Origin of the sequence: Hamadaea tsunoensis DSM 44101 (genome assembly GCF_000428945.1) — a bacterium.
In the GTDB taxonomy this organism is placed as follows: Bacteria; Actinomycetota; Actinomycetes; order Mycobacteriales; family Micromonosporaceae; genus Hamadaea; species Hamadaea tsunoensis.
Genome location: NZ_AUAX01000005.1, coordinates 77,921 through 101,435, shown reverse-complemented (window position 1 = coordinate 101,435; position 23,515 = coordinate 77,921). Strand labels below are relative to the sequence as shown.

General features: G+C 69.4%; 21 protein-coding genes and 1 tRNA gene. 13 read left to right on the top strand and 9 right to left on the bottom strand.

Features of this window, described 5'->3' with window-relative positions; genetic code table 11:
• The first annotated feature begins 88 nt into the window (after positions 1-88).
• Positions 89-1,423 (top strand): hypothetical protein, encoded by a 1,335-nt coding sequence (locus tag G401_RS0110460; protein WP_157545580.1) that lies wholly within the window; start codon positions 89-91, stop codon positions 1,421-1,423.
• Between the two features lie 3 nt (positions 1,424-1,426).
• On the opposite strand, the gene G401_RS58275 is transcribed toward G401_RS0110460, so the two are convergent.
• Genes G401_RS58275 through G401_RS0110440 form a run of 4 tightly spaced genes read right to left on the bottom strand, consistent with a single transcriptional unit; the run spans position 1,427 to position 5,629 of the window.
• Positions 1,427-2,878 (bottom strand): hypothetical protein, encoded by a 1,452-nt coding sequence (locus G401_RS58275; RefSeq protein ID WP_157545578.1) that lies wholly within the window; start codon positions 2,876-2,878, stop codon positions 1,427-1,429.
• Positions 2,875-3,495 (bottom strand): DUF4352 domain-containing protein, encoded by a 621-nt coding sequence (locus G401_RS0110450; protein ID WP_027342473.1) that lies wholly within the window; start codon positions 3,493-3,495, stop codon positions 2,875-2,877. The genes G401_RS58275 and G401_RS0110450 overlap by 4 nt, the downstream gene beginning before the upstream one ends.
• The gene (locus G401_RS0110445; protein WP_157545576.1) at positions 3,488-4,249 is read right to left on the bottom strand and encodes a hypothetical protein; all 762 of its coding nucleotides are present in this window, start codon (positions 4,247-4,249) and stop codon (positions 3,488-3,490) included. Before G401_RS0110445 ends, G401_RS0110450 begins: the two co-directional genes overlap by 8 nt.
• 54 nt (positions 4,250-4,303) lie before the next feature.
• The gene (locus G401_RS0110440) at positions 4,304-5,629 is read right to left on the bottom strand and encodes an ATP-dependent 6-phosphofructokinase (protein ID WP_034591229.1); all 1,326 of its coding nucleotides are present in this window, start codon (positions 5,627-5,629) and stop codon (positions 4,304-4,306) included.
• Between the two features lie 96 nt (positions 5,630-5,725).
• Here G401_RS0110440 and G401_RS0110435 point away from each other — a divergent pair.
• The 12 genes from G401_RS0110435 to G401_RS52550 all read left to right on the top strand — a co-directional run bounded on the left by G401_RS0110435 (position 5,726) and on the right by G401_RS52550 (position 17,947).
• Positions 5,726-5,798 (top strand) — tRNA-Arg (locus tag G401_RS0110435).
• 164 nt (positions 5,799-5,962) lie between these two features.
• Positions 5,963-6,520, top strand: a complete 558-nt coding sequence (locus tag G401_RS0110430; protein ID WP_027342470.1) for an RNA polymerase sigma factor — start codon at positions 5,963-5,965, stop codon at positions 6,518-6,520.
• Positions 6,520-7,500 (top strand): CU044_5270 family protein, encoded by a 981-nt coding sequence (locus tag G401_RS52555; protein WP_027342469.1) that lies wholly within the window; start codon positions 6,520-6,522, stop codon positions 7,498-7,500. Before G401_RS0110430 ends, G401_RS52555 begins: the two co-directional genes overlap by 1 nt.
• A gap of 45 nt (positions 7,501-7,545) precedes the next feature.
• Positions 7,546-8,772, top strand: coding sequence for a hypothetical protein (locus G401_RS0110420; RefSeq protein WP_157545574.1), 1,227 nt, complete (start codon positions 7,546-7,548; stop codon positions 8,770-8,772).
• A 109-nt stretch (positions 8,773-8,881) separates the two neighbouring features.
• Positions 8,882-9,613 (top strand): NUDIX hydrolase, encoded by a 732-nt coding sequence (locus tag G401_RS0110415; protein ID WP_027342467.1) that lies wholly within the window; start codon positions 8,882-8,884, stop codon positions 9,611-9,613.
• Positions 9,614-9,679: 66 nt separating this feature from the next.
• A complete protein-coding gene (locus G401_RS44760) occupies positions 9,680-10,576 on the top strand; it encodes a hypothetical protein (RefSeq protein WP_034591227.1) in 897 nt (298 codons plus the stop codon).
• The gene (locus G401_RS0110405; protein WP_034591226.1) at positions 10,573-11,802 is read left to right on the top strand and encodes an adenylosuccinate synthetase; all 1,230 of its coding nucleotides are present in this window, start codon (positions 10,573-10,575) and stop codon (positions 11,800-11,802) included. Before G401_RS44760 ends, G401_RS0110405 begins: the two co-directional genes overlap by 4 nt.
• A gap of 7 nt (positions 11,803-11,809) precedes the next feature.
• Positions 11,810-12,253: a GNAT family N-acetyltransferase gene (locus G401_RS0110400; protein ID WP_027342465.1), complete on the top strand. Its 444-nt coding sequence runs from the start codon at positions 11,810-11,812 to the stop codon at positions 12,251-12,253.
• A gap of 246 nt (positions 12,254-12,499) precedes the next feature.
• The gene (locus G401_RS0110395; protein WP_211240717.1) at positions 12,500-13,840 is read left to right on the top strand and encodes an ABC transporter substrate-binding protein; all 1,341 of its coding nucleotides are present in this window, start codon (positions 12,500-12,502) and stop codon (positions 13,838-13,840) included.
• Between the two features lie 10 nt (positions 13,841-13,850).
• Positions 13,851-14,804 carry a carbohydrate ABC transporter permease gene (locus G401_RS44755; RefSeq protein WP_084557042.1) on the top strand — a complete coding sequence of 318 codons (954 nt, stop codon included), beginning with the start codon at positions 13,851-13,853 and terminating at the stop codon, positions 14,802-14,804.
• Complete coding sequence (locus tag G401_RS0110385; protein WP_027342463.1) at positions 14,801-15,691, top strand: carbohydrate ABC transporter permease; 891 nt, start codon at positions 14,801-14,803, stop codon at positions 15,689-15,691. The genes G401_RS44755 and G401_RS0110385 overlap by 4 nt, the downstream gene beginning before the upstream one ends.
• Positions 15,692-15,898: 207 nt before the next feature.
• On the top strand, positions 15,899-17,947 hold the full coding sequence (locus G401_RS52550; protein ID WP_245601682.1) for an NPCBM/NEW2 domain-containing protein: 2,049 nt from the start codon (positions 15,899-15,901) through the stop codon (positions 17,945-17,947).
• Positions 17,948-18,062: 115 nt separating this feature from the next.
• Here G401_RS52550 and G401_RS0110375 read toward each other — a convergent pair whose 3' ends face one another.
• The 5 genes from G401_RS0110375 to G401_RS0110355 form a co-directional block, all read right to left on the bottom strand.
• Positions 18,063-19,364: an ABC transporter ATP-binding protein gene (locus G401_RS0110375; protein ID WP_027342462.1), complete on the bottom strand. Its 1,302-nt coding sequence runs from the start codon at positions 19,362-19,364 to the stop codon at positions 18,063-18,065.
• A 158-nt stretch (positions 19,365-19,522) separates the two neighbouring features.
• On the bottom strand, positions 19,523-20,197 hold the full coding sequence (locus tag G401_RS0110370; protein ID WP_407636855.1) for an ABC transporter ATP-binding protein: 675 nt from the start codon (positions 20,195-20,197) through the stop codon (positions 19,523-19,525).
• 84 nt (positions 20,198-20,281) lie between these two features.
• Positions 20,282-21,088, bottom strand: coding sequence for an ABC transporter permease (locus tag G401_RS0110365; RefSeq protein ID WP_027342460.1), 807 nt, complete (start codon positions 21,086-21,088; stop codon positions 20,282-20,284).
• Positions 21,089-21,165: 77 nt separating this feature from the next.
• Positions 21,166-22,533: an L-serine ammonia-lyase gene (locus G401_RS0110360; RefSeq protein ID WP_027342459.1), complete on the bottom strand. Its 1,368-nt coding sequence runs from the start codon at positions 22,531-22,533 to the stop codon at positions 21,166-21,168.
• A 185-nt stretch (positions 22,534-22,718) separates the two neighbouring features.
• Positions 22,719-23,483 (bottom strand): DUF4230 domain-containing protein, encoded by a 765-nt coding sequence (locus G401_RS0110355; protein WP_245601681.1) that lies wholly within the window; start codon positions 23,481-23,483, stop codon positions 22,719-22,721.
• Positions 23,484-23,515: the final 32 nt, after the last annotated feature.

The following is a 23,515-nucleotide window of genomic DNA, read 5'->3' as shown; positions in this document are numbered from 1 at the left end:
GTACGCGTACCGGAAAGCGACCCGCTGCGCGGCTGCCGGCCCGAGACGTGGGCCGTCCGTGTCGGTGGGGTTCGCTAGGCTGACGCCCATGTCCGCCCGTCGTTCCGCCGTCGCCGACACCCTCCAGGTAGTGAGCCAGGCAGCCGTCTCCTTCTGGCGGACATGGCCGGTCCTGCTGACGATCTCGTTCCTCGGGGTGGCCGCGCACGGGCTCATCCTCGACGCCGCGGTCTGGGCCAGCCGGTTCGGTCAGACGCTCGGCGTCCTCGTGCTTGCCTTCGTGCCGCTGGCTCTGCTCACCGCGATCGTGGCCATGCTGCGCGCGATCCGGCCGACGCTGCCGTACCTGACCTCGATCGACGGGTACCTGGCCCGGCACAGCAAGCCACACATGCTCGAATTCCTCGGCAGCGTCGCGGTCCCGTTCCTCGCCGTCTACACGTGGACGACCGAGGGCACGATGACGATGAAGGAAGACGTCTCGCGGTACGCGTACGAGGTCCTGCAGTCGTCCGATCCGGCGACCCTGCTCCACAACCTGCCGCTGTCGCCCACCATCAGCCTCGGCGTGCTGGTCGGCGCGGCCATCCTGATCCGGTTCGTCCTCGGCCGCTTCTCGTTCTTCGAGGGCCGGGTGTGGGCGTCCGCGATCGGCGCGTACGTCGAGGTGCTCGCGGTCGGCGCGGGGCTCATGGGCCTCAACGGCATCCGGAGCTCGGGCGTCGACTGGCTGGGCGCCCGGGAGATCAGCACCTGGTGGGGCGACCTGCGTACCCGGCTCACCGTGGACACGCCGTCGTTCGTGTCCTGGGCGTTCGATCACCTCATGGCCGCGTACTCCTCCGTACAGGCCAACGCGAACACCGTCATCATCGCGCCGATCCTCTGGATCGCGCTCGGCGCGGTCGTCTACGGCCACCAGCTCGCCGAGGCCCGGCTGACCGACGAGCGGTACATGGTCCGGGCGACCCGCTGGGTGGCCGCCTCGAAGAGCAGGCTCCTGCGCACCGTGGTCACCGTCATCCTCAGCGAGATGCACCGCCGCTGGGGGCCGCTCGGCGGCGGCCTGCGCCTGCTCATGCGGGCAGGTCTGCGCCCGATGATGCTGTTCTGCGTCATGTTCGTCGTCATCGACTACGCCGGCGCCGGTCTGTGGGAAGTGGAGCGGCTCCTCATCGGACCGCAGGACCTCGGCCAGGTGTGGATGCCGGTGTCCTATTTCCTCGCCCCGTTCAACTTCGCCGTGCAGATGGTGCTCACCATCTGCCTCATCGGCGCCGCCACGGACCGGCTGCTCAGCGTCAGCGGCGACGCCCCGGCTACGGAGCCGTCGGCCACTTCCACGTCAGCCACCCCGACATCCGCCGCAACGGGCCGGGTGAACCCGCCGGCCGAGCCGCAACCGCAGCTCAGCCCGGCATAGACATCAGCTCAGCACCAGGTAACGAGGATTTTCCGACCGCAGCTCGATCCGCACCCCGGCCGCGTACGCCGAGAGCGGCAAAGCGAAGTAGGTCGTCGTCTTCCACCGCAGGACCAGTCCCGGTGACGGCGAAGGCCCGGTCGGGGCCGGCGTCGCGAACAGGTCCGGCTCCGGCACCGAACACATGTCATAGGTGAGCTTGCCGTCGTCCAGCTCGTTCGGGTTGGACGCGTACTTCTCGCCGCTCTTCGAGACGACGTAGAGCTGGCACCCGTTCAGCGCGGTCGACGGGCCGTCGAACGCGAGCACCACCTTGATCGCGCGTACGCCCGCCGGCACCGGCACGGTGGAGCCGCCGTAACCGGGGAGCGTCTTCTCCTCCGACATGGACTCCAGGCGGACGTGCACACCCGCGTACGTCGCCCACTGGTCGGCGCCCGGTGTGACCTCGACCAGGGGCTGGCCCTTGATCTGGTCCCACATGTCGATCGTCGGCGAGATACCCGCGGCGACCAGGGCGGGGATGAGGAACAGCAGGCCCCAGAGATTGCGCCGGAACCATCGCGGACGAGGATTTCGCTGTTGTCCCCAGGGCTGTGGCATCGCCGCCGGGCGCGGAGCCGCGACGACCTGCCCCGACGCCGGCGTCCACGGTTGCACCGGTCCTGGTGGCTGAGCGGTCGCGGGCTGCGGGGCCGGCGGCATCGGGGGACCCGACATCGTGGACAGGGCTTGCGGGCCGACAGCTGCGGGCGCCGCGGAGGGAGGCCACGACGTGCCCGGCGGGACCGCCTGCGGGACGGGCTGCCCGGGTACCGGTTGGCCCGGATGGGGGAAGCCCGGAATCGGCTGACCGACGAGCGGCTGCCCGGCCGGCGGCTGCCCGGGCCGTGCGTAGGCACCCGGCTGTCCCGGCGCGGCGTAAGCCGAGGGCTGGGCTGGTTGCGCGTACGCCCCAGGCTGCACGTGACCCTGTGGCTGTGCGTAGCCCTGCGGCTGGCCGTAATGCTGCGGCTGCGCGCTGGCCGGCGGCCCGTAGCTCTGCGGCTGCGGCGGGTACGCCGGTGGCTGCTGAACCTGCTGATAGCCGGAGTGCTGATGACTTGTCTGCTGTGGATGGACGGGCTGCTGTGGAGCGGCCGGCCGCCCCGGCTGCGCACCCTGCGGGTAGGCCGGCCCGGTCCCGTACGGATACTGCTGCCCGGCCGCCTGCGGGTACGCCTGCGCGGCTCCCTGCGATGCGGCCTGCCCATACGCCGACGGCCCCGGCCCGGGCGGCACCGGTGGCGGCGGCCCCCACGAGCTCGCACCGGGCGGCGCGGTCGGCGCCGACGGGTTCCCATCAGCGGGCGGCTGCTCCGGACCGGGCTGCCCGGACGCCGATCTGCCGGCGAGGAAGTGCTCGAACGGATCGGTGCTCTCCGGCGGAGGTCCGGCCGGTTCGTACGCGCTCATGCCGGTCCTCCGGACGCGGACGGGGCTCCCGACGGCAGTCCGTCCACTGCGGTCTCCTTCAGCCGGAGCACGTCGGTGTTGCCGGCGTACAACGCGAGGTCGGGGGCGCCGAGGCCCAGGTCGATCTGGGCGATGGCCTGCACCCGCAGCTCGAAGGGCGGCTCGGCCAGCCGGATCGCGAGCGGCAGGGGCACATCCTTGGGCACCTCGAAGGCCAGCTCCATCCGCACCGGTAGACCGGGCTGCAGGAGACGGCCGCCGACGGGCAGCGTGACCCGCTCGGTCGCCCGGAACGTCCGGCCGTCGCCGTCGATCAGCGCCGCGTACCCGACGGAGCTGGTCTCCTTCTTGGCGGTCACGCGTACGGTCACGAGGATCCAGACGCCGCTGGTGTCGTGGGCCGCTCCGCCGCCGGCGAGTTTCGTCCCACCGCGTACGCCGAGAACCTGCGCGTCGAAGAGCCGGGCGTCGACGGAGTCGGAGCCGGCGCCGGTGCGCACGAAGGGACGTTCCTGCTCGTCCTTGTCCGGCATGTACGCGGTGATCGCACCGCCGACGGCCAGCGCCGTGGCGACGGTGAGGAAGGTGACGACCCCGCGGGCGACGGCGCTAGCCATGGGACGCCGCCGGACTCGGACTCGTACGCGGACTCCTGCTCGCCTTGGGGCTCCGGCCGGCGTTGGGGCTCCGGCTGGCACCGGGGCTGGCGCTCGCGCTCGGGCCGGCCTTGACCGAGGCCCCGGGGCTCGGGCTGACCAGCAGGTTTCGCTTGTCCTGGACCGGCGCTCGCACGGTGGCGACGAGGTTCTCCTCGATCCACTGCTTGTTGCCGGTGAGGGTGCTCTCGCGGAACGTCTTGCCGATGATCTGGATCTCCACGTTCGTCGGCAGCGGGAAGCCGGCCTTCTGCTCCCAGAGGAACGCGATCTTCTCCGGCATGCCCGGGTTGAGATAGTCCACCCGGGTCGCGTCGCGTGACAGCAGCATGTCCGTGGCCCGCTCGTCCGGGACTCCGGGGGTGTAGTCGTGCAGCAGCAGCCCCTGTACGCCATGCAGCTTGAGCGCGTCGCGCATGTCGTTGTGCGGCTCGCTGTCGGTGATCGTGATCTCCGCGATCACCGCGATCCAGTGGTCTTCCTTGTTCTCCAGCGAGGTCGCCGGCGAGAGATCCCCGAGCAGCCGCACGTCGACGATCTGCACGCTCCACGGCGCGGCCGCGTAGACCTGCTTCACCGGCACCTGCGCCTCGGGCTGGGCGATCGGCGTGAAGCCGCCGAACGCCGCCGAAACGGCCAGCGCCACCCCGCCGAGCCCATACGCCGCCCACTGCACGGGGGCCTTCGCCACCCGCGCCGCCAAGCCTCCTGGCACGCCACCCTCCCCAGAGTCCGCAACGCAGTATAGGTACGCCCACCGACAGGCGTGCTATCCGAAGGTCCGGGGCTGTCCCGTCGCCTCCAGTACGGACATCCACAGGTCACCGTACGGATCGACCTGATTACGCTTGCTGATCGCGAGGGAGATGGGGACGTGCACGAACCGCCCGCGCCAGCGCCCTACGACCATCGCCGTCCGGCCGGCCATCGCCGCGTGCACGGCGGCGTGGGCCAACCGTATGCAGTGGACACTGTCGTACGGGTTGGCCGGCACGCTGCGGATCGCGTAACTCGGGTCGATGTACTTCATGTTCATCTCGAGCGAGTGCTCGGCGAAATGATCCGCGATCCGGTGCCGGAGGAACTGGCCGATGTCGCGCAGCCGCTTGTTCCCCGACGCGTCCGTCCCGCTCGCCCCCTCGGTGAGAAACTCCTGGCCGGCCCCTTCGGCCGCGACCACGACCGCCCGCCCGCGCCGCTCGACCCGCCGCCGCAGGGTCGCCAGGAAGCCGTCCTCCCCGTCCAGCGCGAACGGCACCTCGGGGATCAGCACATAGTCCGCGTCGTTGTTGGCCAGCGCCGCGTAGCAGGCGATGAACCCCGAGTGCCGCCCCATCACGTGCACCAGCCCCACGCCGTTCGGCACCGCGCGCGCCTCGACGCTCGCCGCCCGGATCGACTCCGTGGCCTTGGCGAACGCGGTCTGGAACCCGAACGACTGATCGATGTACGGAATATCGTTGTCGATGGTCTTCGGCACGCCCACGACCGCGATCTTCAGGCCGCGCTCCTGCACCGCGTCGGCGATCCGCAGCGCGCCCTTCATCGACCCGTCGCCGCCGATCACGAAGAGCACGTTGATGCTCATGTGCTCCAGGCAGTCGACGATCTCCTCCGCGTCCTGCTCACCGCGCGAGGACCCGAGGATCGTCCCGCCGTACTCGTTGATCCCGCTCACGGCCTTCGGGTCGAGCTCGACCACCTCGCGGCCGTACTTCGAGATGAAACCCTGGTAACCGTTGCGGAACCCGTAGATCTTCCGCACGCCGTAGTGGTGGGTCAGCTCCAGCACCAGGCCCCGGATCACGTCGTTCAGCCCCGGGCACAGGCCACCGCAGGTCACAATGCCCACGCGGGTCTTGCTCGGCTGGAAGAAGATCTGCCGCCGCGGGCCACCGGGCTCGAACCCAGGAAGATCATTCAGGGGTACGCCCCGCGCGGCGACCATGGCGGCGGTGTCGTCGAAGAGGACACGGTCATCCTCGTGCACGTAGTGCTCGGTCGACGGACGTCCGTCCAGCAACGCTGCCAGCGGCGACTCGATCCGGCATTCGCCGAGCGTACGCACGGCGAGATCCTGGAGTCCGGGAATCATGGTCGCAACTTAGCGCGGCCGTGTTGCGCATACCGGCTCGCCCATCCCGCCGCCTACTCCGTAGACTCGTGACGTCGCCGGGACCACCCCGGTGAGGGCCTCGTAGCTCAGGGGATAGAGCACCGCTCTCCTAAAGCGGGTGTCGCGCGTTCGATTCGCGCCGGGGCCACACATAGAACCGCAGGCCAGTGGTGTGATCACCGCTGGCCTGCGGTTGTTCGACCTCGTTTCCCCCACCCCGTCGTCCGGCATCGCGTACGGGATCTTCGGGCGGCGTGAAGAAGATCGCGGCTGCGGGCGAGTACCGGGTGACAGTCACCACGGAGGAAGCCGATGCCCCTCGAAACCGAAACACATCCCCTCGCCCGGGACGACCCCGAATGGTTCACCGTCCTGTACGACCGCTACGCCGGGGACATCCACCGCTACATCGCCGGGCGGCTGGGGTGGGAGCCCGCCGGCGACCTCACCGCCGACGTCTTCCTGGTCGCGTTCCGCAAACGAGCGTCTTTCCATCCGGAACGCGGCGAGATCAAGCCATGGCTGTACGGGATCGCGACCAAAGTCGTGTCGCGCCACCGGCGTACCGAGGGGCGCAGGCTCAAGGCCCTGTCCCAGGTGAACGCCGAGTACGCCGCCGACGGCCACGAGGACCAGGCGACCGCGCGGGTGGCGGCCCAACTGGCCGGGCCACAGCTGGCGCGGGCCATCAAGGGTCTGGCCCGGGCAGATCGTGACGTGCTGTTCCTGACCGCCCTGGGCGGGCTGAGCTACCAGGAGGTCGCCGAGGCCCTCGGCGTTCCCGTCGGGACGGTCGGCTCCCGCCTCAACCGGGCCAAGCGTGAACTGCGCCGTGTCCTCGGCGGCGTGAACCCCTTGAAGGAGAACTGATGGAAGAGATCGAGATCGTGCAGCAGATGTTCACCGAGTCGCCGCCGACACCGGCGACCCTGGCCCTCGGCCGGCAACGGGTGGTCCAGGGGACCCGTGTCCGCCGCCGGGCGTACGCGACGCCGCTGTGGGCCGCCGGGCTCGCGCTCGGCGCGGCGGCGGTCGTGTCCGTCGTCGTCCTCGGCGGCGGATCCGGTACTCCGCGTCCGCAGGAGTCCATCCGCCTGAGCGCCGCGCAGCAGGTGCTGACGAACGCCGCGTTCTTCGCCGACGCGCAGCCGGCGCTGAACTCCCAGCCCGGCCAGTGGATCCATTACCGGTTCGCCGGCTACGACCCCAAGAGCGCGAACCCGGTCTATCACGGCGAAGCGTGGCAGCGCCTCGACGGCCGTCAGGACGCGAGCCTGATCGGGGGACGGCTCGTCGTCACCGGCCCCACCGCCGCCGGGCCTGAGGTGTACACGCCGCTGGGCGCGTGGCGGCGGCTCGCCGCGCTGCCCACCGAACCCGAGCCGATGCTGGCCGCCCTCAGCGACCAGCCGGACCTGTCCACGGATCCCGCCCTGACGCCCGACCAGCGGGCCTTCGCGAACGCCGGCGAGTTGCTGTGGAACTCCCCGTTGGGCACTCCGCCCGAGATCGGGGCCGCCCTGTACCGCGCGCTGGCCATGCTGCCCGGTATCCGCCTCGACGAGGCGGCCGACGTGGTCGGGGAGCCGGCCGTCGGACTCTCGCTGCCGGGCACACCGGAGATCCTCTTCGATCCGGCGACCTACCGGTTCCTCGGCGAGCGGGTGGTGAGCGACGGCGTGCGGAAGGGGCGCCCGCAGCCGCCCGCGGGGATGTCCGCGGCCAAGCTCGCCGCCTGGCGGCAGTGGGCCGACGATCCGGCGAATCAGCAGGTCCCCGCGGCGGGAACCCTCATCAGCTCCCGGCTCCGGCTCACGGCGACCGTGGTCGGCCGGCCGGGCAGCAGGTAACGGCTCGTGAACCTACCGACGACCACAGACGGGAAGACAATGATCATGTCCTTCGGACGACATGCGCTGGGAGCGCTGGCGATCGCGGCCATCTCGGTGACGGCGGCCGCGCCGGCCGCGTCGGGTCACCTGCCGACGGCCGGCACGGCGACCGGAGCGGCCGCCTCGAACAACGAGGTGGCCAGCGGGGCGCAGTGGCGGCTGTACGACCTGCCGGTACAGATCGGGGCCAATCTCACGGGCGTCGCGACGGTCGCCCGCGACGACGCGTGGGCCGTGGGTTTCACGATCCCGGCCAAGACCGCCGCCGCGACGGCGAAACCCGCCACCGCCGAGGCTGACGTATGCGACGCCACCGGCCTGCCCTCCCTGGCCTTGCACTGGGACGGGGTCGCGTGGAGCCAGGTCCCGGTTCCCAACCTGGGCCGCGTCAACGCGGTCAGCGCGTCGGGCCGTCGCAACGCGTGGGCGGCGGCGGACTGCGGCGTACTGCGCTGGGACGGTCGCACGTGGACCCGGACCGCGCCCGTCCCGATCCAGGGCGCGGCCGGGTTCTACTACAGCGGCATCAAGGCGATCGGCGCGTACGACGTCTGGCTGTCCGGATTCGCGTGGGACGGGGCGACCGGCGACAGCCACGGCTTCGTCCAGCATTGGGACGGCGTACGGTGGCGGCTCGTGGACCTGCCCGCAGTCGGCAGCGCCTTCGACCTCAGCAGCATCGACGCCGGCGGGCCGCAGGACGTCTGGGTGGGCGGCACCGACTACACCGACAAGGCCACCGCCGGTGAGCGGCTGCTCATCCTGCACTGGAACGGCTACGCCTGGAAGCGGTTCCCGGCGCCGGCCTCCACCATGGTGATCCAGCGCGTGGCCCGCGTACGCGTCGTCGCCGCCGCCGACGTGTGGATCGCCGGCATGGGTCAGCGCGACCCGGACGGGTGGGACATCGACCGGCCGCTGATCCTCCACTGGAACGGCACCGTGTGGAGCGACACGCACGCGGCCGAGGAGCGCGGCGACCTGCGCGACATCGCCGCCGACGGCCGCACGGTCCTGGCGGCCGGCGACACCTATTCACCGCTGGACGACACCTTCGAGGCATACGTGCGGCGGTGGACCGCCGGCGGCTGGATCCCGGGTGCCGTTCCGGTCTCCGGCCTGGCCTCGATCAGCGCGCTCGCTCCCATCCCGGATGGCGGAATGTGGGCGGTGGGAGCCGCCGGGGATCCGACCGCGCTGAAGCCGTTCATCGCCCGCACCGGCCGCTGACCGGCGTACCGGCCCTGGAACCGGCCCCGGCCGGCCCGTTGACATCGCGGGCCGGCCGGGGCATAGTTCTTCTCAGAGCGAGTTAATCTCAACTAGAGAAGGACACCACGTGAACTCCGAGCAGGACTTCCTCTCCGCCTACGACCCGCGGGCGTACGCGCCGGTCGCCGTGACCGTCGACGTCGTCGCGCTGACCGTGCGGGACGGGGAGCTGCAGGTCCTGCTCATCGAGCGCGGCGAGCACCCGTTCGCCGGCCGGTACGCCCTGCCCGGCGGCTTCGTCCGCGACGAGCCCCTCGAAACCGCCGCCCGCCGGGAGCTGGCCGAGGAGACGGAGCTGGACCGCGTACACCTGGAGCAGCTCGGCACGTTCGGCGATCCGGGGCGCGACCCGCGGATGCGCGTGGTGAGCGTGGCCTACCTGGCGTTCGCGCCGAGCATGCCGGACCCGGCGTCCGGCGGTGACGCGGCCTCGGCGGCGTGGGTGCCGGTCGCGCAGGCCCGGGAGCTGGCCTTCGACCACGACGCGATCCTCGCCGCGGGGCTGGAGCGGGTCCGGGCGAAGCTGGAGTACACGCCGCTGGCGACCGCCTTCGTCGGGCCCGAGTTCACGATCGCCGAACTGCGCGCGGTGTACGCGGCGGTCTGGGGCGAGGACCTGCACGCCGGAAACTTCCACCGCAAGGTGCTCTCCGTGCCGGGGTTCGTCGAGAGCACCGGCACCACGACCGAGCGCGGCGGCGAGCGGGGCGGGCCGAAGCCGCGGCTCTATCGCGCGGGCGATGCGCGACTGCTGCATCCGGCCCTCTTGCGGCCCGCCCGCGAAGCCGACATCCGATGAATGCCGAATCAAGCCTGTCCGGTCTGGACGGATGAAAGACTGGACCCACCCCAAGGGAGACGAACCATGGGAAGCGGACGCTGGTCCACCGACGTGTACGACGCCGCCGAGCGATACCGGGCGGCCACCGGCCGGAGCGCCTTCGCGTACAGCGACGGCGGGGCGCGCTCGGTCCATCCGCGACTCGACCCCCGGCAGGCCCGGGTACGCGAGAGCCGCGACAGCTTCGAGCACCCCGAGTCGCTGGCGATCGCCGTGCTCTTCGACGTGACGGGATCGATGGGTTCGGTGCCCCGGACCCTGCAGAGCCGCCTGCCCGACCTGTTCCACCTGCTCATCCGCAAGGGGTACGCGGCCGACCCGCAGATCCTGTTCGGCGCGATCGGCGATGCCACCTGTGATCGCGTACCGCTGCAGGTCGGGCAGTTCGAGTCGGACAACCGGATGGACGACGACCTCGGCCGCATCGTGCTCGAAGGCGGTGGCGGCGGCCAGCGTACGGAGTCGTACGAGCTGGCGATGTACTTCATGGCCCGCCACACCGACATCGACTGCTGGAACAAGCGCGGCCACCGGGGCTACCTGTTCATCGTCGGCGACGAGATGGCGTACCCGCGGGTGGATCCGGGTCAGGTCGAGCGGTTCGTCGGCGACCGGCTCGGTGAGCCGATCGCGCTCGACGCCATCGTCGCCGAGCTCACCGAGCGCTACGACGTCTACTACCTGCTGCCCGCCGGTGCCAGCTACGCGGGCGACCCGCAGATCCTGCGCTTCTGGCGGCGGCTGCTCGGCCAGAACGTCATCGAGCTCGACGACCTCGACGCCGTCTGCGAGACCATCGCGCTCACCGTCGGCCTCGGCGAGCGCGCCGTCGATCTCGACACGGGCCTCGGCGACCTCGCGGAGATCGGTTCGGCCGCTCTTCCCGTCAGTCGCGCCTTCCAGCGACGGGTACGCGTATGAGCGTGCTCGACGACCGGCACGTGATCGTCGTGGACCTCGGTTACGGCGACGCGGGCAAGGGGACGGTCGTCGACTTCCTGTGCGCCGGCCGGCCCGTCCACGCGGTGATCCGGTTCAACGGGGGCGCACAGGCGGCGCACAACGTGGTGACGTCCGACGGGCGGCACCACACCTTCTCCCAGTTCGGGTCGGGGACGCTGCGAGGCGTCCCCACCCACCTGTCCCGATTCCTCGTCGTGGACCCGTTCGCGCTCGCGGTCGAGGCGGATCATCTGGCGGCGATCGGCGTACCGGCGGTGTGGGATCTGCTGACGATCGACGCCGGTGCCCTCCTCGCCACGCCGTGGCACCGCGCGGCCAACCGCGTACGCGAGCGGCGGCGGGGCGACGACCGGCACGGCTCATGCGGCGTGGGTGTCGGCGAGACGATGGCGTTCGCGCTGGCCGCACCGGACGACGCGCCGAGAGTCGGGGACTGCCTGGCGCCGGACCGGCTGCGGCGCCGGCTGGCCGCGGTCCGCGACCGGCTCACCGACGAGCTGGGCGACCTGGGCGTGAGCGCGCCTCTCGACGCGGTGCTGGACGCCTACCGGGCGTTCGCGGCGACGGTGTCCATCGTGGACGATTCTCACCTCGGCCGCCTGCTGGACCGGGGGCCGTGCGTCTTCGAGGGCGCGCAGGGCGTGCTACTCGACGAGTGGCGCGGCTGGCATCCGTACACGACCTGGTCCACCACGACGTTCGACAACGCGCTGTCCCTTCTGGACGGACGCGGTGCCGGTCGCCTCGGCGTGCTGCGCGGCTACACGGTCCGCCACGGCCCCGGCCCGCTCGTCACGGAGGATCCGGCGCTGGAGCGGCCCGAACCGCACAACGGGTTCGGGCGCTGGCAGGGCGCCTTCCGTAGCGGCCACTTCGACACGCCCGCCCACGCGTACGCGCTGGAGGTGTGCGGCGGGGCGGACGGGATCGCGCTCACCCATCTCGACGCCGTCGACGGCATCCGCATGGCGACCGGGTACGCCGTCGACGACACGATCCTGCGCCGGCTGACCCCGGGCGAACCGGGCGATCTCGCGTACCAGGAGAAGATGACGGCACTGCTGCTCACCGCGGCACCGGTCTACGGCGGCCCGGTGTCGGCCGAGGCGGTCGCGGCCGCTCTGCGTACGCCGGTCGTCCTGGAGTCCTTCGGGCCGACCGCCGCCGACAAACGCCTGGCATGATCGACCCATGCAGGTACGCCCCGCCCGCCCCGCCGACTACGACCCGATCGTGACCGTCGTGGACGAGTGGTGGGGCCGGCCCATCGCGGGCGCCCTGCCGCGGCTGTTCTTCGACCACTTCCACACCACGAGCCAGGTGGCCGAGTTCGACGACGGTACGCTCGCCGGCTTCCTGGTCGGCATCCTGTCGCCGGCGGAGCCGGAAGCCGCGTACATCCATTTCGTGGGCGTCGCACCGGCGGCGCGCGGCACCGGCCTGGGCCGGACGCTGTACGAGCGGTTCTTCGCGCTGGCGCGGGCCGGCGGGCGGCGGCGGGTCGGGGCGATCACCTCGCCGGTCAACGCGGGATCGATCGCGTTCCACCAGCGGATGGGGTTCACGGTGACCGGACCGATCGTGGACTACGACGGGCCCGGCAAGACGATGATGCACTTCGACCGCGACCTCTGATCCGATCTCTGATCCGGCGCTGCGAAAAACCAACACAATCGACAGCACCTCACCATCGTGAGGGCCCTATCGGTGGCCGCGCTGCCGCCTGATTGATAGGCATATGTCGCATTGATACGGTGAGCCAAATTACGGATGCGTTACAGGCAAGCGTGCTCCTTGACAGTTCGACCATGGCTGATCCAACGTGTGACTTCTGAAAGCGTCAAGTTCGATCGTGTCCCAACGCTCCCCAAAGGAAGGGTCATGAACAACGAACCGGCCGGAAGCCACCCGGCATTCAGCACTCCCCTGTCGCACGCGTCCCTGTCCCGTCGTGCTCTCATGCGCGGGGCGGTCGCCGCGACCGGCGCCGTCACTGTCCCTTCTCTCCTCGCAGCCTGCAGCGACGACTCCGGCTCCGGCGGTTCCGGCGCCAAGAAGACCGTCACGGTGGGCTCCAACTACTCCGACGCGGTGCCGAAGAAGGCGCTGGCGGACGCGGTCGCCTCGTTCCAGCAGAAGTCGGGCGACACCGTCAACGTCAACACCATCGACCACAACACGTTCCAGGAGCAGATCAACCAGTACCTCAAGGGCACGCCGGACGACGTGTTCACCTGGTTCGCCGGCTACCGCATGCAGTTCTTCGCCGCGCAGGGCCTCGCCACCGACATCAGCGACATCTGGGGCGACATCGGCTCGGGCTACAGCGACGCCTTCAAGGCCGCCTCGACCGGCGCCGACGGCAAGCAGTACTTCGTGCCGTACTACCTCTACCCGTGGGCGGTCTTCTACCGGCCGAGCGTCTTCCAGGCCAAGGGTTACACGGTGCCGAAGACGTTCGACGAGTACAAGACGCTCGCCGCGAAGATGAAGTCCGACGGCCTCGTCCCGATCGCCTTCGCCGACAAGGACGGCTGGCCGGCGATGGGCACGTTCGACTACATCAACATGCGGCTCAACGGCTACGACTTCCACATCAGCCTGATGGCCGGCAAGGAGTCGTGGGAGGACGCCAAGGTCAAGGCGGTCTTCGACACCTGGGCCTCGCTGCTGCCGTACCTCCAGGAGGGTGCGCTCGGGCGTACCTGGCAGGAGGCCGCGCAGTCCCTGCAGCAGAAGAAGGCCGGCATGTACGTGCTCGGCATGTTCGTCGGCCAGCAGTTCAGCGAGGAGGAGCGCAAGGACCTCGACTTCTTCCCCTTCCCCGAGATCGCGCCCGAGAACGGGCAGGACTCGGTCGAGGCACCGATCGACGGCTACATGATCTCGAAGAAGGCCAAGAACGTGGCCGGGGCCAAGGACTTCCTGAAGTTCCTCGCCACCCCCGAGGCACAGGGCATCTACCTCAAGAGCGACCCGAACAACGTGGCCACCAACAAGAACGCGGACGCCAGCGGGTACACCGCGCTGCAGAAGAAGGCCGTGGAGATCATCTCCGGGGCCAAGCACATCTCGCAGTTCATGGACCGCGACACCCGACCGGACTTCGCGTCGACCGTGATGATCCAGGCGATCCAGGAGTTCCTGAAGAACCCCAAGGACATCGACGGGCTCTGCAAGAACATCGAGACCCAGAAGAAGACCATCTTCGCTACGGAGTAAGGGTCGGGCAGTGGCACTCTTCTCGGACCGCGCCACACGCCCGGACGAGACGACCGACCACCCGGGCGCGCCGGTACGCCGGCGCGCCCGGCGGCGTCGTTTCACCCCTCGGGATGTGGCCGTCTTCGCCCTTCTACTGGGCATACCGATCGTTCTCGACGTCGTGCTCATCTGGGGACCGACGGCCGCCTCGGCGGTGCTGTCGTTCTCCCGCTGGGACGGCGTCTCGGACCTCGTCTGGAACCACGGCGACAACTACCGCCAGATCGTGCAGGACTACCCGCCGTTCTGGCCGGCGGTCTGGCACAACGTGATCTGGCTCGTGTTCCTCGGCCTGGTGGCGACGCCGCTCGGGCTGTTCCTCGCCGTCCTGCTGGACAAGGGCATCCGCGGTACGCGTTTCTACCAGAGCGCGATCTACATGCCGGTCGTGCTGTCCCTCGCGATCGTCGGGTTCATCGCCAAGCTGGTGTACTCGCGGGACTACGGCGCGCTGAACGGCGTACTGGGGCTGACGCAGCATCCGGTCGACTGGCTCGGCGATCCGAGCAAGAACCTGTGGGCCGTGCTCGTCCTCGTCGCGTGGCGGCACATCGGCTACGTGATGATCCTGTACCTGGCCGGGCTCAAGGCGGTGGACCCCGAACTGAAGGAAGCGGCCTCGATCGACGGGGCCAACGAGGTGCAGACCTTCTTCCGGGTCACGTTCCCCACGCTGCGGCCGATCAACATCATCGTCCTCGTCATCACGGTGATCGAGGCGCTGCGGGCGTTCGACCTCGTCTTCATCATCAACAAGGGCCGCAACGGTTTGGAGCTGCTGTCGGTCCTGGTCAGCGCCAACATCGTCGGTGAGGCGAGCCGGATCGGCTTCGGGTCCGCGCTCGCGGTGATCCTGACGGTCATCTCGCTCGGCTTCGTCGTCACCTATCTCGTGCAGGTCTTCCGGGAGGAGAAACGGTGAGCACCGCCGACATCGTCCAGCGCCGGCCGCACCGCGTACGCCCGGCGCGTGCCCTCCTGCACGCCTTCCTGGCCCTGGTGGCGGTCGGCTGGCTGATTCCCCTGCTGCTGGCCGTGTACGCGTCCATTCGCCCCTACCAGGAGACGTCGGAGCGCGGCTACCTGTCGTGGCCGAAGCACCTGACGTTCCACTACTACCTGCAGGCCTGGCGCGACGCCGACCTGCCGCACTACTACCTGAACACGCTGATCATCGCGGTGCCGGCCGTCCTCGTGACGCTGTTCCTGGCGTCCTTCGTGGCGTTCGCGATCTCGCGCTTCCAGCTGCCCGGCAGCAAGTTCCTGCTGGTGATGTTCACCGCCGGCAACCTGCTGCCGCCGCAGGCCATGCTCATCCCGCTCTACACGATCTACCTGAAGATCCCGCTGCCGGAGTTCCTGTCGGCGTCGCAGACGCTCTACGACTCGTACCTCGGCGTGATCCTGATCCACGTGGCGTTCCAGACCGGCTTCTGCGTCTTCGTCCTGCGCAACTACATGCAGACGGTGCCGAAGGAGCTGACCGAGGCGGCCATCATGGACGGGGCCGGGGTCTGGCGGCAGTACTGGGGCGTCATCCTGCCGCTGTGCCGCCCGGCCCTCGGCGCCCTCGCCACGCTCGAATTCACCTGGATCTACAACGACTTCCTGTGGGCGCTGGTGCTCATCTCCACCGGCGACAAGATGCCCATCACCACGGCCATCAACAACCTGCAGGGCCAGTACTTCACCGACTACAACCTGATCGCCGCCGGCTCGGTGCTGGTCGCCCTGCCGACGATCCTCGTCTTCCTGCTGCTGCAGAAGCAGTTCGTCGCCGGACTCACGCTCGGCTCCACGAAGGGATAGGACTCGCGTACGCGATTCCCGGCCGGACTCCGGCCGGGTCTTTCGCATGCCCAAACCATTTATCGCCGTAGATGAAAAATGGCAGGCGGGCTGGCGTTTTCTTTTGTTGTAATACGTTGACCTACGTCTATGGCAGCCCTATCTTGAGGAGGCGCGCGCGTCTTCATCCGTCCTTTACTCCGCGAATACTCCGCGAAGGAGTGCCCAGTGCGAAGACTCCCCCGCGCCCTCTGCCTGGCCGCCGCGACCATGCTCGCCGCCGCCTCCGGAGTGGCAGGCGCGCTGACCACCGCTTCGGTAGCGCCCGCGCCCGCGTACGCCCTCGGCAACGGGCTGGCCCTGACCCCGCCGATGGGCTTCAACAACTGGAACACGACGGGCTGCGGCTCGTCCTTCAACGAAGCCCTCGTCAAGGGCATCGCCGACACGTTCGTCTCCTCCGGCCTGAAGGCCGCCGGATACCAGTACGTCAACATCGACGACTGCTGGGCCAAGTCCACCCGGGACGCGAGCGGCAACCTCGTACCCGACCCCGTACGCTTCCCCAACGGCATCAAGGCCGTCGCGGACTACGTACACGGCAAAGGCCTGAAGTTCGGCCTCTACACCAGCGCCGGAACGATGACGTGCTCCGGCAGCGGCTTCCCCGGCGGGCTCGGCCACGAGACCGCGGACGCCAACCTGTTCGCCTCCTGGGGTGTCGACTACCTGAAGTACGACAACTGCAACAACCAGGGTGTCGACGCCCAGCAGCGGTACACCACGATGCGCGACGCGCTGGCCGCCACCGGCCGCCCGATCGTCTACAGCATCTGCGAATGGGGCAGCAACTCCCCGTGGAACTGGGGGCCGGCGACCGGCAACCTGTGGCGTACCACGGGCGACATCTCGGACAACTGGGCGAGCATGATCGGCAACGCCCACTCCAACGCCGGTCACGCGAGCGCGGCCGGCCCCGGCGCCTGGAACGACCCCGACATGCTGGAGGTGGGCAACGGCGGGATGACCGACGCCGAGTACCGCACGCACTTCAGTCTCTGGGCGGTCATGGCCGCGCCGATGCTCATCGGCTCGGACATCCGCAACGCGTCGGCCGCGACGCTCACGATCCTCAAGAACACCGACGTGATCGCGGTGGACCAGGACTCGCTCGGCAAGCAGGGCAACATCGTCAGCACCTCCGGCAGCCTGTACGTGTGGAGCCGCCAACTGTCCAACGGCGACAGAGCGGTCGCGCTGACGAACGAGGGCACCACGACCGCCACGATCACGACCAGCGCGGCGGCCGTCGGGCTGGGCGGTTACGGCAGCTACTCGCTGAAGGACCTGTGGAGCAAGGCGGTCACCACGACCACGAGCACCATCAGCGCCTCCGTCCCGGCCCACGCGACCGTGCTGTACCGGATCACCCCGGTCGGCGCCCCGGCCACCCCGCCGGCGGGCACGTCGTACCTGTCGAACCTGCAGTGGACCTCGGCCACCAACGGCTGGGGACCGGTGGAGAAGGACAAGAGCAACGGCGAGCAGGCGGCCGGCGACGGTCACACCCTCACCGTCAACGGCACCACGTACGCGAAGGGCCTGGGCGTGCACGCCGCGAGCGAGGTCCAGTACTACCTCGGCGGGCAGTGCTCCACGGTGTCCGCCTCGGTCGGCGTCGACGACGAGGTCACGGCCGGCTCCGTGGTGTTCCAGCTCTGGCGGGACAGTACGAAGATCGCCGACAGCGGTACGCGTACCGGTGCCGATCCGCCGGTCGCGTTGAGCGGCAGTCTCAGCGGCGGCGGCTATCTCCGGCTCGTGATGACCGACGCCGGCAACGGGATCGACTTCGACCACGGGGACTGGGGCAACGCCCAGATCACCTGTGGCGGCGGTTCCACGGCCGCTTACGAGGCCGAGGCGTCCAGCAGCACGCTGGCCGGTGCGGCGGTCCTGGCGACCTGCGCCGGCTGCTCAGGCGGCCAGAAGGTCGGCTGGATCGGCAACGGGACGGCCAACTACGTCACGCTGACCGGCGTCCAGGCAGCCACGGCCGGCTCGAAGACGCTCACCATCTACTACCTCGTCGACGGTACGCGTTCCTTCTCCGTCAGCGTCAACGGCGGGACACCGCAGACGGTCGCCTGCTCCGGTACCAGCTGGACGACGGCCGCCTCGATCACCATCACGGTGAACCTCAACGCGGGCGCCAACACGATCAAGTTCGGGAACGACACCGCGTACGCGCCCGACCTGGATCGCATCGTCGTCTAACAATCCGGCCCCCACACTCGGCCGCAATGTCTTGAGGTCCAAGATCTGCAAACGAAGTTTGCGGATCTTGGACCTCAAGACATTGCACAAGGGCCGACGTGCCCTAACCACGAACCTACCGACGACCCACGTCGATCCGATCCCCGCGCTCGTCGAAGAAGTGCAGCGCCTCCATGCGGACCTGCACCGCGAGCGGGTGGCCGCTGGACACCTGCGGATAGGGCGCGAGCCGTACCGCGAGTTCGGCCGGCCGCCGGTGGTGCCGGCCGTCGGACAGGACGCTCGTCCGCTCCGCCACCTGGGTCATACCCGCGTCCCGCGGGGCGTTCCGGCCGCTCAGGCGGCTCAGCACGTGGCCGAAGCGGCGCAGGCCGCGCTGGCCGTTCTCCTCCGCGTTGGACGGAGCGCCACCCAGTTCGTCGACGATGACGGCGGTGGCACCGATGTCCACGAAGGCGAGCGACTCGTGCCCGTGGTGCTCCAGGTACCGGATGCGGCCCTGCAGCACATCGCCGGGCGTGTCCGGGGAGACCGGCATGAGCGCCTCCGCACGCACACCGACGACGATGCGCTCGCCGTGGTAATGCGAGACGGCTCGCGCCCGGATGTCGTCCCAGCGCAGGTAGAGCGACTGCTCGCCCAGGTTGAGCTGGACGTAGCGGTCCAGGTGCACGTAGACCGACGCCTCCAGCAGGTTCATCCTGGGGCTGCCCAGGAAGGCCGCCACGTAGAGCGTGGCCGGCTTGCCGTAGACCTCGGTCGGCGTGCCGACGTCCTGCAGGACGCCCTTACGCATGATCGCCACGCGGTCGGCCATGGTCAGCGCCTCGGCCTGGTCGTGCGTGACGTAGATGGTGCTGACGCCCAGTTCGTGGACGAGGCCCGAGATCTCCGCCCGCAACTCGGCCCGCAGGCCGCTGTCGAGGTTGGACAGAGGCTCGTCCATGAGGAACAGGCCGGGCCGGCGCACGATGGCGCGGCCCATGGCGACCCGCTGACGCTGGCCGCCCGAGAGCTGGCTGGGTTTGCGGGCGAGCACGTCCCCGATACCGAGGGCGCTGGCCACGTCCGCGACCCGCTCCGCCCGTGGCTGGGGCTCGACGCCCGACAGCCGTAGCGGAAATCCGATGTTGTCCCCGACAGTCATGTGCGGGTACAGGGCGAAGTCCTGGAAGACCATCGCGATCCGGCGGTCGCGCGGGGCGAGCTGGTTCGCCAGCTGTCCGTCGAGCATGATGGCGCCGTTGGTCGGGTCCTCCAGCCCGGCCACCATGCGCAGCACCGTCGACTTGCCACAGCCGGACGGTCCCAGCAGGACCATGAATTCTCCGTCAGCCACATCCAGGCTGACGTTGTCGACCGCAACCGTTCCATCCTGGAAGATCTTGGTGACGTCCTTGAGCGCGACGGTGGTCACCGCCACCTCCCCACAGTTGTCTCGCTCCGAGCCTCGTTACTTTCCCCAAGGACCGGGTCCCGACAACATCGGGTAAACGTGTGATGTTCCCGACGTATTCGTGGCGTTACCTAGCTGCTACGACGCGTCGCCGTCACGGTTGTTGATCGTGGAGCAGGTCAGGCGGGAACGTAACCGCCTTTGTACGCGGCGAGCGCCTCGTGCACGGTCCCGTCCACGGTGAGGCGGCCCTCGTTGATGAACAGGCCACGCGTACAGAAGCGGGTCAGGTCGCCCTCGTTGTGGGAGACGAGCACCAGCGTCCGGCCCTCGGCCAGCAGCCGCTGCATCGTGTCGTAGCACTTGGCCCGGAACTCCGCGTCGCCGACCGCCATCACCTCGTCGACCAGCAGGATCGGGTGGTGCAGCTGCGAAATGATCGAGAAGCCGAGGCGTACGCGCATGCCCGAGGAGTAGTGCCGCACGGGCAGGTCGAGCGACTTGGCGACCTGGTCGCCGGCAAAGTCCACGATCTCGTCGAACTTGGCCGCGAGCTGCTGCTTGGACAGCCCGTGGAGGGTGGCGACGAGGTTGAGGTTCTCCTTGCCGGTGAGGTCGTTGGAGAAGCCGGCGGAAAGTTCCAGCAGCGGGGCGACCCGGCCGCGGACCGTGATCGTCCCCTCGTCCGGGATCAGTACGCCGGCGATCAGCTTGAGCAGCGTGGACTTGCCGGTGCCGTTCTTGCCGATGACGCCGACGGCCTCGCCGGGGGTGATGTCGAAGTCCACGTTGCGCAGCGGCCAGAAGCCGTCGTCACCGGCGTTCGGGTTCCGGCGCATGCCGTGGAAGAGCATCTCGCGCACCTGGAGGTTGCGGCGGCGTCCCTTGACGAAGCGGACGCCGAGACCGCGGGCGCTGATGATGGGGTCGCTCACGACTCACAGCTCCTTGAGAACCGAGGGCTCCAGGCGGTGGAACGTCCACCAGCCGGCGAAGAGGATGATCAGACAGCCGGCGGCCGAGGTCAGCAGCAGCTTGGTGGACGGCCACTCCGTCGGGAACCACGCGGCGTGCTGCAGCTGGACGATGCCGACGAGGGGGTTCATCTGGTAGACGACCTTCACCCAGTGCGGGATGTCCGCGTCCTGCACCTTCTGCAGCGGGTAGATGATCGGCGCGGCGTAGATCAGGATGCGCTGGGCCAGGCGGATGAACCGCTCGACGTCGCGCAGCATCACGTTCAGCGAGCTCAGCAGCAGCGATACGCCGATCAGCAGGACGAACTGCATGAGCACGGCGAGCGGCAGCCCGACAGCGGTACGCCAGGTGACGTGGCCGTGGAAGAGGATCGCCGCGGCGACCAGCACCGGCAGGCCGGCCAGGTACTCGGCGAACCGGCCGGTCACCCGTCCGATCGGGAAGATCTCGCGCGGCACCTTGATCGTGGTGATCAGGCGGGCCTGCGCCGTCAGGGCGCTGGTCGACTCGCTGAGCGCGCTGGAGAACCACTGCCAGACGAAGATGCCGGACAGGATGAACAGCGGGTACGACGCGCCGTCGAAGCTGCCCCGGGTGTTGTAGACGACCCCGAAGATGAACCAGTAGATCAAGCCCATCGACAGCGGCTCGATCAGCGACCAGAGGTAGCCGAGCACCGACTGCTGGTACTTGACCGCGAGATCGCGCTGAACGAGTACACGCAGTACGGTCCGGTGACTCCAGACCCCCGCCACGCTCGTAGTCACCCACGACCTCCTGTCATGACCTTCGGTTGCTGTGGGCGCAAGGGTAACAGCGCGCGAGCCGTCGTCCGGACCCACGGTCAGCACTCGATGACATTGACCGCGAGGCCGCCGCGGGCCGTCTCCTTGTACTTGACCTTCATGTCCGCTCCGGTCTCGCGCATCGTCTTGATGACCTTGTCAAGGCTCACGTGGTGCTCCCCGTCGCCACGCAGCGCGAGGCGTACGGCGGTGATCGCCTTGACGCTGGCGACCGCGTTGCGCTCGATGCACGGAATCTGCACCAGGCCGCCCACGGGGTCACAGGTCAGGCCGAGATTGTGCTCCATGGCGATCTCCGCGGCGTTCTCCACCTGGGCGGGCGTACCGCCGAGGACCTCGGCCAGGCCGGCGGCCGCCATCGAGCACGCGGAGCCTACCTCGCCCTGGCAGCCGACCTCGGCACCGGAGATCGAGGCGTTCTCCTTGAACAGCACGCCCACGGCCGCCGCGGTCAGCAGGAACCGGATGATCCCGTCGTCGTCCGCACCGGGCACGAACCGCGCGTAGTAGTGCAGTACCGCCGGAACGATCCCGGCCGCGCCGTTGGTCGGGGCGGTCACGACCCGGCCCCCGGCCGCGTTCTCCTCGTTCACGGCGAGCGCGAACAGCGTCACCCAGTCCATGACCCGCAGCGGATCGGTCATGCCCAGCTGGCCGACCTCGTCTCGCAGCTGCCGCCGCAGCTCGGTCGCGCGCCGGCGGACCTTCAGGCCGCCGGGCAGCGTGCCCTCGCGCGTACAGCCGTTCTCGACGCACTCGCGCATGACGGTCCAGATCCTCAGCAGCCCGGCCCGCACGTCGGCCTCCGACCGCCAGGACAGCTCGTTGGCCAGCACGATGTCGCTGATCCGCAGGCCGGTCTCGCGGGTCAGCGCCATCAGTTCGGCGCCCGTCGAGAAGGGGTGGCGCACAGGCGTGTCGTCGGCCTTGATCCGGTCGGCCCCGGCCGCGGCCTCGTCGACCACGAAACCGCCGCCCACCGAGTAGTAGGTCCGCGTGCGGATGACCGCCCCGGCGGCGTCACGCGCCGCGAACGTCATGCCGTTGGGGTGGTAGGGCAGCGCACGCCGGCGGTGCAGAACAAGATCGACACCAGCGTCCTGTACGCCGAGCAGCGCCACCCGCCCCGTCGCGCGCATCTGAGACGCGCGCGCGTCGACGGTGTCGGTGTCGACCGTCTCGGGATCCTCGCCGGCGAGGCCGAGCAGGACGGCCTTGTCGCTGCCGTGCCCGTGCCCGGTGGCGCCCAGGGAGCCGAACAGCTCCGCGTGCACCGACGACACGTCGGCGAGCAACCCGTCGGCCTTCAATCCGGCGACGAAGGTGTACGCCGCCCGCATCGGCCCGACGGTGTGTGAGCTCGACGGACCGATGCCGATCTTGAACAAGTCGAAAACGCTGATCACAACACCCCTCCGAGCCGAGCGCGGTACGCCGTTGTACTCGCCACCCGGCGGCACAAAGCCTACTGGGCGGGCCCGGGGAACCTCACCCCCCGCCGAGCGGCGAAGGTCCTGGTTCCCCGTGAACCTGCCCACTCGATCACGGAGAGTATGGAGACCGTTTCACGTAGTACCGGTCGGTGGCGGACTCAGCCGGCGGCGTCCTCGAACTTCACGACGACGGCCGTGTAGCCGAGCGAGTGCAGCAGGCCGTTGAGCATGTTGCGGGTGTTCGTCTCCGCGCGGGACTTCAGCTCGCTCGCGTCGGCGGCGCCCTTCAGCGAGTCCTCCGCCTTGAGCATGACCTCCTGCTGACGGTTGGGATCCCCGTCGAAGAAGTCGCCGACCCGGTTGATCAGGCCGCGCTCCTCGGCGAACACGTAGCTGCGCCCGAGGTCGAGGTGCGGGTCCTCCAGCTGGACGGCCGGCAGGGTGATCTCGACGGACTTGCCCGGTTCGGTCTCCTTGATCGCGCTCTGGCCGATCGTGCTGAAGTCCACGTACGCCTGCACGGTCCCGTCGGCCACGAACAGCGTCCGCTCGTTGAGCAGGAAGTCCGGCACGAACTTGCGGTCCTTCTTGAGGTCGATGACGACCTGGAACTCCGCCTCGGCCGCGACGAACCGGTTGAGGTCCTTGATGGACAGCAGCAGCGGTGGCTGCTGCTTGACCGTGGTCTGCTGGGCGAACGGGTTGTGGAACTTCGGCAGGATGCCGGTCAGGTTGATCGCCAGAACGGTCGCGACCACGAGGCCGACGATCGTCAGGAACCAGAAGATGCGCCGGCCGACGCCGGACGAACGCGGTTCAAGGATGTAGGTCGGTCCGGGGACGGTCGGCGGCTCCACCTCCTGGGTGTCGCCCCGCCGGGCGAGGGCGCGGGAGAACCGCTTGTCGCTCGATCGGTCGCTCACCGCTGGCACTCCTGCCTCGTCACGCACGCCTT